The sequence below is a fragment of the Streptomyces prasinopilosus genome, assembly GCF_001419695.1.
In the GTDB taxonomy this organism is placed as follows: Bacteria; Actinomycetota; Actinomycetes; order Streptomycetales; family Streptomycetaceae; genus Streptomyces; species Streptomyces prasinopilosus.
The window spans coordinates 1-16,333 of sequence record NZ_LIRG01000284.1 but is presented as its reverse complement, the minus strand read 5'-3'; the positions used below and the strand labels follow the sequence as shown (position 1 = coordinate 16,333).

Sequence of the window (16,333 nt, the reverse complement as noted above, 5' to 3'; positions counted from 1 at the left end):
CCCGGACCGGCGGCCCGGGGGCGGGCGCACGGCCGCGCACCGCGCTCCACCGGCACCGGCCGGCCCCGCGGGGGCCGGCCGGGCGGGTCACTCCCGGCCGGCGCGGCCGCGCAGGTGGAGGGCGCGCAGGGCCGCTTCGAGGGCGAAGCGGTGGTCGGGGTCGCTGAGGCTGTCGCCCAGGTGACCGTCCAGGTTCCGCAGGCGGTAGCGGACGGTCTGGGCGTGGACGCCCAGCATCTCGCCGACCTGCTCGGCGGGTGCCCGGGTGGAGACGTGGACCCGGAGGGTCTCGACGAGCCGGTCGCGCCGGCTGGGGGACAGCCCGTCGAGGGGGGCCAGTTCGCGGGCGGCGAGGTGGTCGACGAGGGCGGGGTCGGACAGCAGCCACAGGGTCGTCAGGTGGTCCGCGCAGTGGACCAGCGGGGCGTCGGGCACGACGCCGTCGTCGATGAGCTGGAGCACCCGGCGGGCCCAGCGGACGGAGTCGGCGGTCTGCGTGAGCGGCACGGTCAGGCCCACCACGGCGCGGGTGCCGGCCAGGGCCGTGCCGAGCATGGTGAGGCGCTGCGGGGTGAGGGCCCCGGGGACGAGCAGGTACGGCTGCGGGATGTCGAGGTCGGCGAGGACGTCGCCATCGAGGTCCGCCTGGATGTGGTGGGGCACCGGGGGCCGGAGGGCGACGAGGGTGCACTCCCGGGGCAGCTCCCAGGCGGCGGCCTCGCACAGTTCGGAGACGGTCGCCCGGGGCAGCGGCGGCGCGGCCAGGATCAGGTGCAGCAGCTGTCTTCGTAACGCGGACACCTCGGAGGCGCTCCGCTCCCGCACCTCCACGTACCCCTCGCGGGTGATCGCCTCGAGTTCCTCGACGTACGCGAAGAGGGCGTCCGCGAAGGTGAGGACGAGGGCGGGGGAGAGGTTGTACTGGCGTCCCACCGTCTTGGCGCGGCGCAGCGCGATGCGGGCGCCGAGCCGGTAGGCGCTCTGCAGGGTCTCCAGGTCGCGGCCCTCGTACGCCTCCACCCGGCCGAACCGGCGCAGCAGTTCGTCCCGCGGTCCCGAGCTCTGGCCGGGGTTGGCCACCCGGTCCACGAAGGCGGCCAGCGTGTGCTCCACGCCCTGGCGGATCGCGTCCCCGTCGGGTCCGTTGAACAGCCGGCCGTACACCGGGTAGGCACGGGTGACCTCCACCCGTATCTCGTGCAGCAGTCCCGGCAGTTCCGGCCGGATGAAGGCCGCGAACTGCCGGGGGAGGGGGCCGAGCGGTTCCCCGGCCTCCGGTGACCGTGCGATCGAGGCCATGAGTCACCCTTTGCTCTCAGATGTGTCCGGCGGGTGGGCCGGCCGGGCGCCGTTGCGCCGGGGGCGGACGACGTCCGACCGGGTCCGTGGGGCCACGCCGTTCTGGCACGCTGAAGCTAAATCAACTCGATTGCCTTGTACACGATTTGAGCAGAAGTGGTGTACGGGGAATCCGGCCGTCCGGGGGGACGGCCGGGAACCGCCGTTCGGTGGCCGTTACCTGACGGCGGAGTGCCAGTTCTCCGCGAGCACCTTGCCGGCGTCGGGAGCGACGGTGCCGGGCGCGTTGAGACCGGTGAGGTGGGTCCGGGTGCTGTTGAGGGTGAGGCTGTTGTTCCCGGCGGCGGAGGGCAGCCCGGTCTTCGCGTTGACCGCGGCGTTGATCAGGCCGACGTTCAGGCCGCAGCCGGTGGCGGCGGGGACCGCGAAGGAGCTGTCGTTCTGGGTGGCGCCGGTGAGGTTGATCCGGCTCATCTCACCGGCCTCGTCGGGAGTGCCGTCGCTCCGGAAGAAGCTCATCCCGAACTCGGGGTAGGTGCGGTTCTCCGGACGCAGCAGGATGGGGTTGGCGGCCGTTCCGATGTAGCACTTGCCGCCCAGGAGCGGGTTCTCCAGGTGGATGCGGACCGGCAGGGCGACGATCGGCATGTCGGTGAGGATGCCCGCGGTCTGGTCGAAGGCGTAGGGCGCCCCGACGGACTCCATGGTGGCGGTGATCTTGTTGAGGGTGGAGTCGTCGAGCGTCTTGCAGATGGCCGTGATCACCGGGACGTCGCTCGGGCACATCAGGCCGAGCAGGCCGCCGGGGACGGTGGCGGAGTCGGCGACGAGGGCGCCGGAGGGAGGGGCGACCACGCTGCTGGTGCCGTCCGCGTTCTGCACGACACCGATCTGGAGATTGGTCTTCCCGGTGACGACGGTGGTCTTGCCCAGCTTGATGGAGCCACTGGCGGAGGTGGAGACCACGCACTGCGGGGTCTTCTGGAGGCCGTCCGCGGCCAGCATCGCGGGGGCGTCCACGGGGCAGCGGGTGAAGGGAGCCCACTCGCCGTTCAGAGCGGTCTCGGCGGCGGTCGCGGTGCCCATGGAGACGAAGGCGCCGAGCGCGGTCAGCGCGGAGACGGTGGCGAGACCGGCGCGGGTGGGGAACTGGGGCATGGTGATGACCTTTCCGACGGTGGAGGGAGGAGCGGGGGCGGTTCAGCGTTGGGGAACGGGGATCTGGTAGGGCTGGAGGTCCTCCGTGCACTGGCCCTTGGTGAGCGGGGTCTCGAACACCGGGGAGCTCGGCAGGCACGTCCGGCCCTGGACCTGCTTGATGTAGTTGCCGGGTCCGGAGACGGACGCGGTGAGGAGGCGGTCGAGCTTCTCGCCCTTGGAGCCGCAGCCGGTGAAGGCGGGGATGGTCGCCTCGCCGGTCAGCGGGCCGCCGTCGAGGAGCATGTAGCCGGTGGCGTCCTCGGGCGGGCTGTGCTCACCCCGGCCGTGCAGGACCAGATGGTCACCGGGGTGGTTCGCGGGATCCGGGTCGGTGGAGCTGAGCGGCTTCTCGGTCCTGCAGTCGGGCCCGACGTCCAGGGGGGTGCCGTTGACCTCGAGGTCGGTCACCCGCAGGGACAGGGGGACCCGGATGACGGTCTCGCCCACGAGCTTGTCCAGCAGCGCGGTGTCGAAGCGGACGGTCATGGGACCCGTCTGTTCCAGCACCATGGTGGCCGTCGTCGGGGTGAAGCCGAAGGTGAGGAAAGTGGCCTTGAAGGGAGGCGTCTGCATGCGGCCCTGGTGGTGCAGCCGGCCCGTGGCGTTGATCACGACGTGCAGGACGCCGTCCTCGTCCGGTATGACGTCCAGGGCACCCTGCTCGAGCAGCACGCAGGACAGGGGGAGGAGCGAGGCGCCGTTCAGTTTCCTCACGTTCGTGTAGCCGGTGATGTACGCGTTCAACGACGCCGACGTGAACGGGTTCTCCTCGTCGTAGGCGCACTGCGGTGCGTCGCGGTCCGCGACCGCGCCGGGCGTGTCCTCCGTCACCTTCGGCGCCCGGTCCCCCTGCCGGCCCTCCGGCTCCTTCGGCGTCCCGGGGGACGGGTCCGGTGCTCCGGAGGAGGGCCCGGGGGAGGACGGCGAACCGCTCGGTTCCGACGCGCCCGTGCCGACCGGCACGGTGGCCAGCAGTCCCCCGTCCGGCGTGTCCGCGTCGGGGGTGCAGTCGACGGTCAGCGAACCGGGGCCGGCGGCGGTCCCGTCCGCCGTGCCGAGTTCCAGGTCGACGGCGAGGTTCCCGGCGGAGAAGGACAGGTCGCCGTCGCCCCGGCCGGTCACCGAGGGCACGTCGCCCGTCGCGGTCAGCGTCAGCGGTCCGGAACCGGGAAGGGCGGCCGGTTCCGCGGTGCCGCGCCAGGTCGCCTCGGCCGTGGCCGCGTTCTGGGCGACGCCGACGGTGAGGCGGGTGGCGGCCCGCGCGGTGGCGGCCTCGAGCGCGGTGAGGTCCGCGACCGCCTCCGCCGGGAACTCCACGGTGGTGGTGACGTCGGTGGGCGAGACCGCCTCACCCGGCTCGGCCCGCTCCGGGAACGTCGCGGAGACCCGTACCGTCACGGGCTGCCGTCCGGACGGCAGCGCGCAGACGTAGGAGAGTTCGGCGTCGACCTCCTGGGCACCCGTGGCGGAGGCCGCGGCCGGCATCATGGCGGCGAGCACGACGAACGCGCCGATCGCCGCGCTCCTGGCACGGGCACGGGGAGGACGCGGCCCGGCGGTGCGGTTGCCTCTCAACACTGCTCCATTCAAGGGTGGGGACCGGAGACCTGCTGCCGGCATCCGCGGGGTTCTCGGCGTGGGCGGCCCGTCCCCTCCGTCCGGCCGGGCGGGCGGCGCCTCACGGTTGGGAGCCCATGACCTGTCGGCCCCCGCTCACCAGGTAGTCGCCCTTGAAGGTGGGCCTGGTGGCGGTCGTGACCAACGTGCCGCAGTTGACGGGGTTCCTGACGGCCAGCTCGCCGGCGGTGCTCCTGACGGCCAGGACGCCGGTGGAGTTGGTGTAGGTGGCGGTGGCCCTGCCCGTCACCGTGAACCTGCAGGCGCCGAAGGACAGGGTGGCGTGCACGTGGTCGATCCAGCCCGTCGTGACGCCGGTGGAGGCGTTGTGGTCCGACGCCACGACCGTCCAGGGAGTACCCGTGACGACGCTGATGTTCCCCAGGACGCTGCTGCAGGGGGAGGCGGGGGAGCCGAAGGTGATGGTGTCGACGGTGGCGACCGGCGCCGGGTTGCCCGTGCCGTTCGCGAGGGTGCCCGCTGCGGTCGACGTCGTGCAGGTCATCGGGATGGTGGCGGCCAGGGTGACGTTCCCGACGTTCTTCGCCGTATAGGGCCCCGGCGGGGTGACCGTCCAGACGGTGGAGGGCACCGCCGTGGCGGGAGCGGCGGTGAGGCCGAAGGCGGCCGCGGCCGTACCGGCCGCGACCGCGGCTCTTGCGAGGGACTGCTTCATGAGGCACGCACTCTCATGGACGGTTGCCGGGGACGGGGTCCCGCGATGAGCGGGACCGGTGGGGCACGGCACGGACAGTCCGCGTCCGCCCGGCCGGTTGTGCCGGCCGGGCGGACGCGAGCGGTCGGCGCCTTACGGGTTGGTGCCGACGATCTTCGGTACGGTGCCGTTCGACGCCTTGATGGCGTAGTTGCCCTTGAAGATGGGCTTGGTGGCGGTCGTGATCACCGTGCCGCAGTTCGCCGGGGCGGGGCTGGAGCTGACGGCCAGGTCGCCGGAGACGCTGCTGACCGCCAGGATGCCGGTGGAGTTGGTGTAGGTGGCGGTGGCCTTGCCCGTCACCGTGAACTTGCAGGCGCCGGCGGTCACGTTGGCCTTGACGTTGCCGATGTAGCCCTTGGTGACACCGGTCGAGGCGGTGTAGTCCGTCGCCACCACGGTCCACGGGGTGACCGCCACGGTGGTGACGTTGCCCAGGACGCTGGTGCACGGCGACGCGGAGGTACCGAAGTTGATGGCGTTGATGGCGGCGACCGTCGCCGGGTTGCCCGTGGTGCTGGCCATGGTGCCCGACGCGCCCGAGGTGGTGCAGGTCATCGGGATGGTGGCGGTCAGCACGATGTTGCCGCTGTTCGTCGCCGTGTAGCTGCCCGACGGGGTGACCGTCCAGGTGGTGGAGGGCACCGCCGAGGCGGGCGCGGCGGTGAGGCCGAAGGCGGCCGCGGCCGCACCCGCCACGACTGCGAACCTTCTCGTGTTCTTCTTCATGACGTCAGAACTCCTAGTGGATTGGCCGGCAGAGGTGGGCCGTGGCCGGTCGATCGAGGGAAGGCCGTGCGGCCCGCGGCTCGGTGTTCCCCGTCCGCGAGAAATGACGTTACTTGCGGGAAACTTAGCCGAACAATGCTGCTGTTCATGATTCTTTTGAAAGAAGAAGTATCTGTTTCCGGAGTGAGTGGTCCACGCGTCGTCTTAGTCATCAAGTGTCAATGTCGACGTTTCGCCGGCCGGGGCGGGATCTCGCCGCCCGCCCCCTCCCGTTCAGCCGTCCTGCTCACTCGGTGACAGTTCCCGGAGTGTTTTCTGTCTGCCCCGTGACAGGTTCCGGATGGCTGAAGCGGGTATCCCGGAAAACTCCGATCCCGCTCTTGCCCGGCGAGGTTACTGGGCCGTAACGTGCCGGTGTCGTGCTCGGTTCCAGGTCGGTGGCCCCCCGCCGGCCCGGGCCACGACGGATGTTTTCCGGCCTCGTCCTCCCATCGGGCCCGGACGTCCGCAGGCAGGGTCTCGCGGATCCGCACCCCCAAAGCCGCGGGACCCTGCTCCTGTCTCCCCGGAGACAAGTGCGGCCGGCGGGTTGTCTGCGCGGTGACAAGTTCCGGGAAAGGGACCGGAATCCGGCACCGCACCCGTTGTCATTGCACCCCCCACCGACTTAACGTGCGCCCCGCGGTGCACATCCGACCTGCGTCCGCTGGAGGTGATATGGGAATCGAAGTGGTGGTCGAGGGCCTGACCAAGTCCTTCGGTAAGCAGAGCATCTGGCGGGACGTCACCCTCACCCTTCCTGCCGGAGAGGTGAGCGTGATGCTGGGGCCGTCCGGCACCGGGAAGACGGTTTTCCTGAAGTCGCTCATAGGGCTGATCAAGCCCGAGGAGGGCCGTGTCCTCATCAATGGGGTGGACATGGTGAACAGCCCTCAGGGGGATATCTACGAGACCCGGAAACTGTTCGGTCTCATGTTTCAGGACGGAGCCCTTTTCGGGTCGATGTCCCTCTTCGACAACATCGCCTTCCCCCTGCGCGAGCACACGCGCAAGAAGGAGTCCGAGATCCGCCGCATCGTCATGGAGCGGATCGAGATCGTCGGACTGCTGGGCGCGGAGGGCAAGCTGCCGGGGGAGATCAGCGGCGGCATGCGCAAGCGGGCCGGCCTGGCCCGCGCGCTCGTGCTGGACCCGCAGATCGTCCTGTGCGACGAACCGGACTCCGGACTGGACCCGGTCCGCACCGCCTACCTCTCCCAGCTGCTGATCGACCTGAACGCGCAGATCGACGCGACGATGCTGATCGTCACCCACAACCTCGACATCGCCGCCACCGTGCCCGACAACATGGGGATGCTCTTCCGGCGCGAACTGGTCACCTTCGGACCGCGCGAGGTGCTGCTCACCAGTGAGGAGCCGGTCGTGGCCCAGTTCCTCGACGGCCGGCGCGAGGGCCCCATCGGGATGTCCGAGGAGAAGGACGCGGCCACCCTCGCCGCCGAGGCGGGCGTCCCCGGCGGGACCGGGCCCCGCAGGATCGTCCCGCAGCTGGAGCCCTCGCCCGGCCTCCCGCCGCGCCTGGCCGTCGCCCGGCGGCGCGACCGGGTCATGGGCATGCTCGACCGGCTGCCGCCCGCCGCGCAGGCCGCCATCCGGGACACCTACGCGTACAGCGCCCAGGCCCCCACCCTGCGGATGCCCGCCGCCGGGAGCGGCACATGATCACCGGTGCCCTGCGGCAGACCGGCCGGCTCTTCGCGCTCGCCGCCGAGGTGAGCCGCGCCGTCTTCCGCAGACCCTTCCAGTTCCGCGAGTTCCTCGAGCAGTTCTGGTTCATCGCGGGCGTCACCATCCTGCCCGCCGCTCTCGTCTCGATCCCCTTCGGCGCCGTCATCGCCCTCCAGGTGGGCTCCCTGACCCAGCAGCTGGGAGCCCAGTCGTTCACCGGGGGCGCCAGCGTCCTGGCCGTCGTCCAGCAGGCGAGCCCGCTCATCGTCGCCCTGCTCATCGCCGGCGCCGGCGGCTCCGCCATCTGCGCGGACCTCGGCTCCCGCACCATCCGCGAGGAACTCGACGCCATGGAGGTCATGGGCGTCTCGCCCGTCCAGCGCCTGGTCGTCCCCCGGGTCCTGGCCACCATGGCCGTGGCGGTCCTGCTCAACGGCCTGGTCTCCGTCGTCGGCACCCTCGGCGGCTTCTTCTTCAACGTGATCCTGCAGGGCGGCACCCCCGGCGCCTACCTGTCCAGCTTCTCCGCCCTCGCCCAGCTCTCCGACCTGTACATCAGCGAACTCAAGGCGCTGGTCTTCGGGTTCATCGCGGGCATCGTCGCCGCCTACCGCGGCCTCAACCCGCGCGGCGGCCCCAAGGGCGTGGGCGACGCCGTCAACCAGTCCGTCGTCATCACCTTCCTGCTGCTCTTCTTCGTCAACATGGTGATGACGGCCGTCTACCTCCAGATCGTCCCGCCGAAGGGAGGCTGAGCGCGATGGCCTCCCCGCTCGCCCTGCTCGACCGCACCGGCGACCAACTGCTCTTCTACGCACGGGCCCTGCTGTGGATCCCGCGGACCCTGCACCGCTACCTCAGGGAGGTGCAGCGCCTCCTGGCCGAGGTGGCCTTCGGCACCGGGGGCCTCGGCGTCATCGGCGGCACCATCGGCGTGATGATCGCGATGACGCTCTTCACCGGGACCGTCGTCGGACTCCAGGGCTACGCGGCCCTCGACCAGATCGGCACGGCCGCGTTCACCGGATTCGTCTCCGCCTACTTCAACACCCGCGAGATCGCCCCGCTCGTCGCCGGACTCGCCCTCTCGGCGACCGTCGGCGCCGGCTTCACCGCCCAGCTGGGCGCCATGCGCATCAACGAGGAGATCGACGCCCTCGAGGGCATGGGCATCCGCTCCAAGCCCTACCTGGTCACCACCCGCATCATCGCCGGCGTCGTCGCCATCGTCCCGCTCTACGCGATCGGGCTGCTCTCCTCCTACGTGGCGTCCCGCTACGTGACCGTCCTGTTCAACGGGCAGTCCCGGGGCACCTACGACCACTACTTCAACCTCTTCCTCTCCCCCACGGACGTACTGCTCTCCGTGCTGAAAGTGCTGATCTTCAGCGTGATGGTGATCCTGGCCCACTGCTACTACGGCTACCGCGCCACGGGCGGCCCCGCCGGCGTCGGCATCGCCGTCGGCCGGTCCGTGCGCAACGCCATCGTGCTGATCAGCGTCACCGACTTCTTCCTGTCGCTCGCCCTGTGGGGCGCGACCACGACCGTGAAGGTGGCGGGGTGACATGAGCGGACGACGAGGCGCGACCCTGGGCCGCCGCTGTGCCGGGGTGGCGTACCTGCTGGTGCCCGCCCTGCTGATCTGGCTGGCCGTCGCCGTCTACGACAAGAGGTTCACCGACTCCGACCCGGTGGTCGTCGAGACCGGCAGCGTCGGCAACGAGATGCACCCGGGCGCCGAGGTCAAACTGCGCGGCGTCGTCGTCGGCGAGGTCCGCTCCATCGACGCCCACGGCGACGGGGCCCGGCTCACCCTCGCGATGAAGCCCGGCACCCTGGAGCGGGTACCGGACGACGTCCGCGCCCAGATGCTGCCGACCACCCTGTTCGGCGAACGGTTCGTGGCCCTCGTGCCGTCCCAGAACCCCTCGCCCCGGCCGCTGGCCGCCGGAGCCGTCATCCCCCAGGACCGCTCCGAGAACGCCGTCGAACTCCAGCAGGTCCTCGACAACGTCCTGCCGATGCTCACCGCGGTCCAGCCGCAGAAGCTCTCCGCGACCCTCTCGGCCGTCTCGCAGGCCCTGGAGGGACGCGGCGACCGGCTCGGCGACACGCTCGGCGTGCTCGACGACCACCTGCGGGAGTTCAACCCCCACCTGCCCACCCTCAACCGGGACCTCAGACAGCTCGTGAAGGTCAGCCATGTCTACGCGGACGCCGCGCCCGACATCATCACGGCGCTCACCGACTTCACCACCACCAGCGGCACCCTCGCCGCGCAGGAGGCCGACCTCGCCGGCACCCTCGGCGCCACCACCCGGACGGCCGAGGACATGACGGCCTTCCTGCGCAAGAACGAGGACACCGTCATCCGCCTCAGCGCCACCGGCAGGCCCACCCTGGAACTGCTCGCCGAGTACTCGGCCTCCTTCCCCTGCACCCTGCGCACCCTCGCCGAGTTCGTGCCCGCCATGGACAAGGCGCTCGGCAAGGGCACCGACCGGCCCGGCATCCACGTCGACGTCACCACCGTCCCCTCGCGCGGCGCCTACGTGCCCGGCCGCGACACCCCGGCGTACGACTCCGGCGGCGGCCCCCGCTGCCACCCGGTGCCCTACCTCGGCGCGTCCGCCGCCCCCGCCGCCCGGGCGTCCGCCGCGACGGACGAGGACCTCGGCCCCGCCAACTCCCCGCAGGAGAACGCCCTCGTCAACGAACTGCTCGCGCCCGCGGCCGGCCGCAGCCCCGCGGACCTGCCCGACTGGAGCAGCCTGCTCGTCGGCCCCGTCTACCGCGGCACGGAGGTGACCCTCGGATGAGCACCCCGGACCACGCGCACACCCGGCGCCGCCCGCTGACCGGAACGCTGCTCAAATCCCTCGTCTTCGTCCTGGTCACCGCCCTGGCCACGGCCGTGCTCGGCCTCAGCGTCGCCAACACCGGCGTGGGCTCCGGCACGCACAGCTACAAGGCCCTGTTCACCGACGTCACCGGGCTCACCGACGGCGACAGCGTGCGGATCTCCGGGGTGGAGGTCGGCGAGGTGACCGACGTCCGCGTCGTGCGGCGCCGCACCGCGCAGGTCACCTTCACCGTCCGCGACGACCGCCGGCTGCCCCGGTCGGCCACCGCCGCCGTGAAGTACCTCAACATGGTCGGCCAGCGCTACGTCGCCCTCGACCGCGGCAGCGGCGACCTCACCGGCACCCTCGACGAGGGCGCCACCATCCCGCTCGAGCGCACCACGCCCGCCCTCGACCTGACCCTGCTCTTCAACGGGTTCAAGCCCCTGTTCGAAGGCCTGTCCCCGAAGGACGTCAACGAGCTCGCCGGATCGATCGTGCAGGTCCTCCAGGGCGAGGGCGCCACCGTCGACAGCCTGATCCGCCACGTCGGTTCGCTCAGCACCACCGTCGCCGCCAAGGACAAGGTGATCGGCCAGGTCGTCGACAACCTCAGCACCGTCCTGAAGACCCTCAACGACCGCGAGGCCGGCTTCGACGACCTCGTCGACACCCTGCAGGACCTCGTCTCCGGCTTCAACGAGGACCGCGAACCCCTCGGCGAGGCGGTCGAGGCCATGGGCGACCTCACCACCGTCACCGCCGGCCTCCTCGAGGACGGACGCGCGCCCCTCAAGCAGGACATCCGCGAACTGGGGCGGCTCTCGGAGGGCCTGGGCGAGCGCACCCCGCAGATCGAGGACTTCCTCGACCGGACCCCCGCCAAGATGACCGCCCTGGCCCGCCTGTCCTCCTACGGCTCGTGGCTCAACCTCTACCTCTGCGAGGCACGCGTGAGCGGAGTGACCACCTCCGACGGCTCCGAACCGCCGACCGGCATCGCGATCACCGAATCGAGGTGCCGCGGATGAGGCCCTTCACCCGACGCGGCGGGAGCGACGAGCCGGCCGGGCCCGGGAAGACGGAGCCGGCCGGGCGGTCGGCGGCCGGGTCCCGGCGCCCGCGCGTCAAGCCGGTCAGGGAACGCGACCCCGTCGCCGTGGCCGTCGTCGGACTGCTCGGCTTCGCCCTGCTCGCCGCCCTCGTGTACAACGTGGAGCGGCTGCCGCTGGGCGGCGGCACCTCCTACAGCGCCGACTTCTCCGAGGCGGCCGGCCTCGACGAGGGCGACGAGGTGCGCATCGCCGGCGTCAAGGCGGGCCGGGTCACCGGTGTCGGTCTCGACGGCGCCAAGGTGAAGGTCACCTTCGAGGTCGAGGACGCCTGGCTCGGCGACCGGACGACCGCCGCCATCGCCATCAAGACCCTCCTCGGCGACAAGTACCTGGCCCTCGACCCGCTCGGCTCCGCCCGGCAGGACCCCGGCAGCCGCATCCCGCTGTCCCGCACCACCTCCCCCTACGACGTGACGCAGGCGTTCCAGGACCTCAGCGGCACCGTCGACGCCATCGACACGCGGAGGCTCGCGGAGAGCTTCGAGACCCTCTCCGACACCTTCAAGGACTCCCCGCCGCACGTGAGGAAGGCCGCCGGCGGCCTGTCCGCCCTGTCCAAGTCCGTCTCCAAGCGGGACGCGGAACTCTCCGAACTCCTCAAGGGCAGCGCCACGTTCACCAAGACCCTGCAGAACAAGCAGTCCAGCTTCGAGACCCTCCTGGAGGACGGCGGCACCCTCCTCGGCGAACTCCGGGACCGCCGCGCCGCCATCCGCGCCCTCCTCAAGGGGAGCAGGGAACTCGGCACCGAACTCGCCGGCCTCGTCGACGACAACGAGAAGCAGCTCGGCCCCACCCTCAAGGCCCTCGGCCGGGTCACCGGCGTCCTGGAGAAGAACAGCGCCCAGCTCGGCAAGACCCTCGCGCTGGCCGGGCCGTACTACCGCCTCGTCGGCAACACCCTCGGCAACGGCCGCTGGTTCGACAGCTACCTGTGCGGTGTCGTCCCCCGCACCTACCTGCCCGAGACCTCCTTGCCCGAGACCGGCTGCATGCCGCCGAAACAGGCGGCGGCCCAGGGGAACGGTGAACGATGAGCAGACGCAGAAGAGTCCTCACCGGCGTGCTCGCCCTCGCGGTGCTCGCCGCCGGGGGCCTGGTCGCCGTCCGGGTCCTCGGCTCCGAGGGCACCCGCATCACCGCCTACTTCGACCGGGCCGTCGGCATCTACGCCGGATCCGACCTGCGCATCCTCGGGGTGCGGGCCGGCGAGGTGGAGTCGGTGCGGCCGCAGGGCACCACGGTGCGCGTCGGCCTCCTCCTGGACGAGGGCGTGAAGGTCCCCGAGGGGGCGAGGGCCGTCGTCGTCGCCCCGAGCGTCGTCGCCGACCGCTACGTGCAGCTGACCCCCGCCCACAGTTCGGGGCCCGCCCTCGCCGAGGGCGCCGTGCTGCCGGCCTCCCGCAACCGCACCCCCGTCGAGATCGACCAGCTCTACGCGTCGGTCACCGAACTGTCCGAGGCCCTCGGCCCGGACGGCGCCAACTCCGCCGGCGCGCTGTCCGACCTGCTGACGACCGGCGCCGCCAACCTCGACGGCAACGGCGAGGCCATCGGCACGGGCATCGAGGAATTCGGCAAGGCGGCCAGGACCCTCGACGGCAGCAGCGGCGACCTGTTCAGCACCCTCAGCCGGCTCCAGACCTTCACCACCATGCTGAAGGACAAGGACACCGACGTGCGGACCGCGCAGGAACGCCTGGACGAGGTCGTCACCTTCTTCGCCGACAACAAGGACGACCTCACCGGCGCGCTCGAGGAACTCGGCACCGCCCTCGGCCAGGTCAAGACCTTCATCGAGGACAACCGGGGCGAGCTGAAGAAGAACGTCGACCGGCTCGTCCCCGTCACCCGGACCCTCGTCGAGCAGCGCGCCTCCCTCGCCGAGGCCCTGGACGTGGCACCGCTGGCCGCGGGCAACCTGGTCCGCGCCTACAACCCCGACACCCGCACCCTCGACGGCCGCGCCAACCTCAACGAGATCAGCATGGGCGGACCGCTGCTGCCCCTGCCCGCGGCGGGCGCCCCGGCCACGGGCGGCGACGCGACCGGGAACGACGGCGGACCGGCGGCCTCCGGGAAGGGGGAGCGATGAAGGGGACGAGGAAGCGCGGCGCACGGCGCGCCGGTCCGGCGGCCGACGGGATCAGGCGCGGCGTGCTCACCACGGGCGGCGCGGCCGGCCTCACCCTGGGCGGACTGCTCGCCCTCGGCCTCGGCTTCGCCCTGGCCCTCGGCGCGGCCACCACCGGCCTCCCGCGCTTCGACGGCATCGAGGACCTGCCGCTGCCCGGCGGCGCCGACCTCGGCGACCACCCCTACACCGTCACCGCGGAACTCCGCGACGTCCTCAGCCTGGTCCCGCAGTCCGCGGTGAAGGTCAACGACGTCGCCGTCGGCCGGGTCACCGCCGTCGAACTCGGCGACGACGCCTGGTCGGCCCGCGTCACCATGAGGATCAACGGCGACGTGCGGCTGCCCGCCGACGCCACCGCCCGGCTCGAACAGTCCAGCCTGCTGGGCGAGAAGTACGTCCAACTCGCCGCACCCGCAAGGGAGTCCGGCAGCGCAGCCGGGACCGGGTCCGGGCGGCTGGAGGACGGCGGCGTCATCCCGGTCTCCCGCACCGGCCGCGACACCGAGGTCGAGGAGGTGTTCGGCGCGCTGTCCCTGCTCCTCAACGGCGGCGGCGTCAACCAGCTCAAGACCATCACCCGGGAACTCAACGCGGCGCTCGGCGGACGCGAGCCCGAGGTCCGCTCCGTGCTGAAACGGGTCAACACCCTGGTGACCGACCTCGACGAGAACCGGGGCGACATCACCGACGCCCTCGACGCCGCCAACCGGCTCTCCGCGACCCTCGCCACCCGCAAGGACGATGTCGGCACCGTCCTCACCGACCTCTCGCCCGGACTGAAGACGCTCGAGAGGCAGCGCGGCTCCCTGCTGACCATGCTGCGCTCCCTCGACACCCTCTCCGGCGTCGCCGTCTCCACCATCGACGCGAGCAAGGACGACATGATCGCCGACCTCAAGGCCATCGCGCCGACCCTGAAGGCGCTCGCGGACGCGGGCACGGACCTGCCCGACTCGCTCCAGGTGCTGCTGACGTACCCGTTCACCGACGAGGTGCTGCGGGGCGTGAAGGGCGACTACCTCAACGTGTACCTGGACATGACCGCCGTCCCCGGCACCCAGGTGATCCCGCCCCTGGTGCCGCAGGGCACGGCCTCCCCCTCCGCCCCGGCGGACGGCGGCCCGGCGGCGGCCGGGAAGGGGCCCTCCTCCGCGAGGACCGGCGGGGAAGAGGAGTCCGGCCGGGAACCGGAACCGGCCCGGTCGCCGGGAACACCGTCGCCGCGGCGGCCCGCACCGGAGCACTCGCCCCCGCTGCCCCTGCCCTCCGTCTCCGCCTCCACCGCCTCCGGGGCGCCGGCGGACCCGGCCACCGCCCGGGGAGGTGCGTCCGGTTGATCACCCTCGCCGTACGGCTGAAGAACCTCGCCTTCCTCCTCGTCGCCGTCCTCGCCCTCTCCTACCTCGGCATCCGCTACGCCGACCTCGGCCGGTACGTCGGCGTCGCCGACCACTACACCGTGGACGTGCTGCTCCCGCGCACCGGCGGCCTGTTCACCCACTCCGACGTCACCTACCGGGGCGTCTCCGTGGGACGGGTCGGCCCGATCGGCCTCACCGCCGACGGCGTCGTCGCCGAACTCCGCATCAAGAAGTCCGCCCCGAGCATCCCCGCCGACACCCGCGCGGTGGTCGCCGGACTCTCCGCCGTGGGCGAGCAGTACATCGACCTGCGGCCCGAGAGCGACGGCGGCCCCTACCTCGCCGAGGGCACCCGCATCGAACAGACCGACACCGAGGTGCCCGCCCCCGTCACCGACGTCCTCACCGGAGTGAACGCCCTCGCCGACTCCGTACCGCTCGAGGACCTGCGCACGGTCGTGGACGAGTTCGGCAAGGCCTTCGAGGGCCACGGCGACGACCTCGAGGTCCTGCTGGAGAGCGGCAGCGGCTTCGTGGAGGCCGCCGACCGCAACCTGCCGTCCACCACCCGGCTCATCACCGACGGCGAGACCGTCCTGCGCACCCAGGCCGAAGAGGCGCAGGCCATCAGGGACTTCGCCACCGGAGCGGAGGAACTGGCCCGCGCCCTCAAGGGCTCCGACGCCGACCTGCGCCGCCTGCTGACCGTCACCCCCGACGCCGCCACCCAGGTCAGCGGCCTCCTGCGGGACCTCGACCCGAGCCTCGGCGTCGTCCTCGCCAACCTGCTCACCACCTCCGAGGTCGCCGTCACCCGGCAGCGCGGCACGGAGGAGTTCCTGGTGAAGGTCCCGGCGGCCGTCGCCGCCGGCGCCACCGCCGTCGACGGGGGAAAGCTGAACTTCGGCATGGCCGTCACCTTCTTCAACCCCCTGCCCTGCACCGCCGGGTACGGCGCCACCCGCTACCGCAACGGGCTCGACCTCGGCACCACGCCCGCCCTCAACACCGGCGCGGCCTGCACCGCCCCCGCCGCGGACGGGGTCAACGTGCGCGGCTCGGCGAACGCCCCGAAGGGCGGCCCGGTCCCCGAACCGGCCAAGCCCGGCACCCTGCCCTCCGGCAGCGGCAGCAGCGGCAGCAGCGGCGACAGCGGGGCGAGGGCGGCCGGCCCGGCGCTCCCCGGCGCCCTCGCCCTGCCCGGCCAGGCCGGCGAGGCACCCGCGGACATGACGGGCCTCCTCACCCCGGCCACCGGGAGCACCCGATGAAGCGGACCCGTGTCCTCACCGGTGTGGGGCTCGCCCTGGCGCTCGGCTTCTGCGGCACCGGCGCGTGGACCTACGCCCAGGCACGCACCGACGACGCGCTCGCCCACGGCCGGGAACGCGACCGGGCGCTCGCCGACGGACGCGAGGGCGTCGCCGTGCTCACCACCCTCGACGCCTCCACCCGGCAGCGGGCCGAGAAGGGCATCCAGGCCTGGCGCGCCGCCTCCACCGGCCCCCTGCGCGAGGAACTGGGCGGCACCGAGGCCGAGGCGGGCGCCTCGGCGCGCGGCACGGTCACCGAGGCCGCCGTCACCG

At 72.1% G+C, this 16,333-nt stretch carries 14 protein-coding genes and 1 pseudogene; 10 read left to right on the top strand and 5 right to left on the bottom strand.

What is annotated here, in order from left to right:
- Window positions 1-87: 87 nt before the first annotated feature.
- From AOK18_RS13225 to AOK18_RS13205, 5 genes are all read right to left on the bottom strand, one after another.
- Window positions 88-1,299, bottom strand: a complete 1,212-nt coding sequence (locus AOK18_RS13225) for a PucR-like N-terminal domain-containing protein (RefSeq protein WP_055572174.1) — start codon at window positions 1,297-1,299, stop codon at window positions 88-90.
- 216 nt (window positions 1,300-1,515) lie between these two features.
- Entirely contained in the window at window positions 1,516-2,457 is a 942-nt protein-coding gene (locus AOK18_RS13220) for a hypothetical protein (RefSeq protein WP_055694468.1), read from the bottom strand.
- A gap of 42 nt (window positions 2,458-2,499) precedes the next feature.
- Complete coding sequence (locus tag AOK18_RS13215) at window positions 2,500-4,074, bottom strand: DUF6801 domain-containing protein (protein ID WP_055694467.1); 1,575 nt, start codon at window positions 4,072-4,074, stop codon at window positions 2,500-2,502.
- Window positions 4,075-4,177: 103 nt separating this feature from the next.
- Window positions 4,178-4,792 (bottom strand): hypothetical protein, encoded by a 615-nt coding sequence (locus tag AOK18_RS13210; RefSeq protein ID WP_055694466.1) that lies wholly within the window; start codon window positions 4,790-4,792, stop codon window positions 4,178-4,180.
- Window positions 4,793-4,924: 132 nt separating this feature from the next.
- Window positions 4,925-5,560, bottom strand: a complete 636-nt coding sequence (locus AOK18_RS13205; protein WP_055572178.1) for a hypothetical protein — start codon at window positions 5,558-5,560, stop codon at window positions 4,925-4,927.
- A gap of 717 nt (window positions 5,561-6,277) precedes the next feature.
- On the opposite strand from AOK18_RS13205, the gene AOK18_RS13200 reads away from it, so the two are divergent.
- The 10 genes and pseudogenes from AOK18_RS13200 to AOK18_RS13155 all read left to right on the top strand — a co-directional run.
- On the top strand, window positions 6,278-7,282 hold the full coding sequence (locus AOK18_RS13200) for an ABC transporter ATP-binding protein (protein ID WP_055572179.1): 1,005 nt from the start codon (window positions 6,278-6,280) through the stop codon (window positions 7,280-7,282).
- Window positions 7,279-8,043: an MlaE family ABC transporter permease gene (locus AOK18_RS13195; protein WP_055572180.1), complete on the top strand. Its 765-nt coding sequence runs from the start codon at window positions 7,279-7,281 to the stop codon at window positions 8,041-8,043. Before AOK18_RS13200 ends, AOK18_RS13195 begins: the two co-directional genes overlap by 4 nt.
- Window positions 8,044-8,048: 5 nt before the next feature.
- Window positions 8,049-8,855, top strand: coding sequence for an MlaE family ABC transporter permease (locus AOK18_RS13190; RefSeq protein ID WP_055572181.1), 807 nt, complete (start codon window positions 8,049-8,051; stop codon window positions 8,853-8,855).
- A 1-nt stretch (window position 8,856) separates the two neighbouring features.
- Entirely contained in the window at window positions 8,857-10,110 is a 1,254-nt protein-coding gene (locus AOK18_RS13185) for an MCE family protein (protein WP_055694465.1), read from the top strand.
- Window positions 10,107-11,165: an MCE family protein gene (locus AOK18_RS13180; protein WP_055572183.1), complete on the top strand. Its 1,059-nt coding sequence runs from the start codon at window positions 10,107-10,109 to the stop codon at window positions 11,163-11,165. Before AOK18_RS13185 ends, AOK18_RS13180 begins: the two co-directional genes overlap by 4 nt.
- On the top strand, window positions 11,162-12,286 hold the full coding sequence (locus AOK18_RS13175; protein ID WP_079104994.1) for an MCE family protein: 1,125 nt from the start codon (window positions 11,162-11,164) through the stop codon (window positions 12,284-12,286). Before AOK18_RS13180 ends, AOK18_RS13175 begins: the two co-directional genes overlap by 4 nt.
- Entirely contained in the window at window positions 12,283-13,344 is a 1,062-nt protein-coding gene (locus AOK18_RS13170; protein ID WP_055694464.1) for an MCE family protein, read from the top strand. Before AOK18_RS13175 ends, AOK18_RS13170 begins: the two co-directional genes overlap by 4 nt.
- A complete protein-coding gene (locus AOK18_RS13165; RefSeq protein WP_079104993.1) occupies window positions 13,341-14,723 on the top strand; it encodes an MCE family protein in 1,383 nt (460 codons plus the stop codon). The genes AOK18_RS13170 and AOK18_RS13165 overlap by 4 nt, the downstream gene beginning before the upstream one ends.
- The gene (locus tag AOK18_RS13160) at window positions 14,720-16,018 is read left to right on the top strand and encodes an MlaD family protein (RefSeq protein WP_055572185.1); all 1,299 of its coding nucleotides are present in this window, start codon (window positions 14,720-14,722) and stop codon (window positions 16,016-16,018) included. Before AOK18_RS13165 ends, AOK18_RS13160 begins: the two co-directional genes overlap by 4 nt.
- A pseudogene (locus tag AOK18_RS13155) lies at window positions 16,015-16,333 on the top strand (hypothetical protein); the annotation flags it as partial. The gene AOK18_RS13160 and the pseudogene AOK18_RS13155, both read left to right, overlap by 4 nt.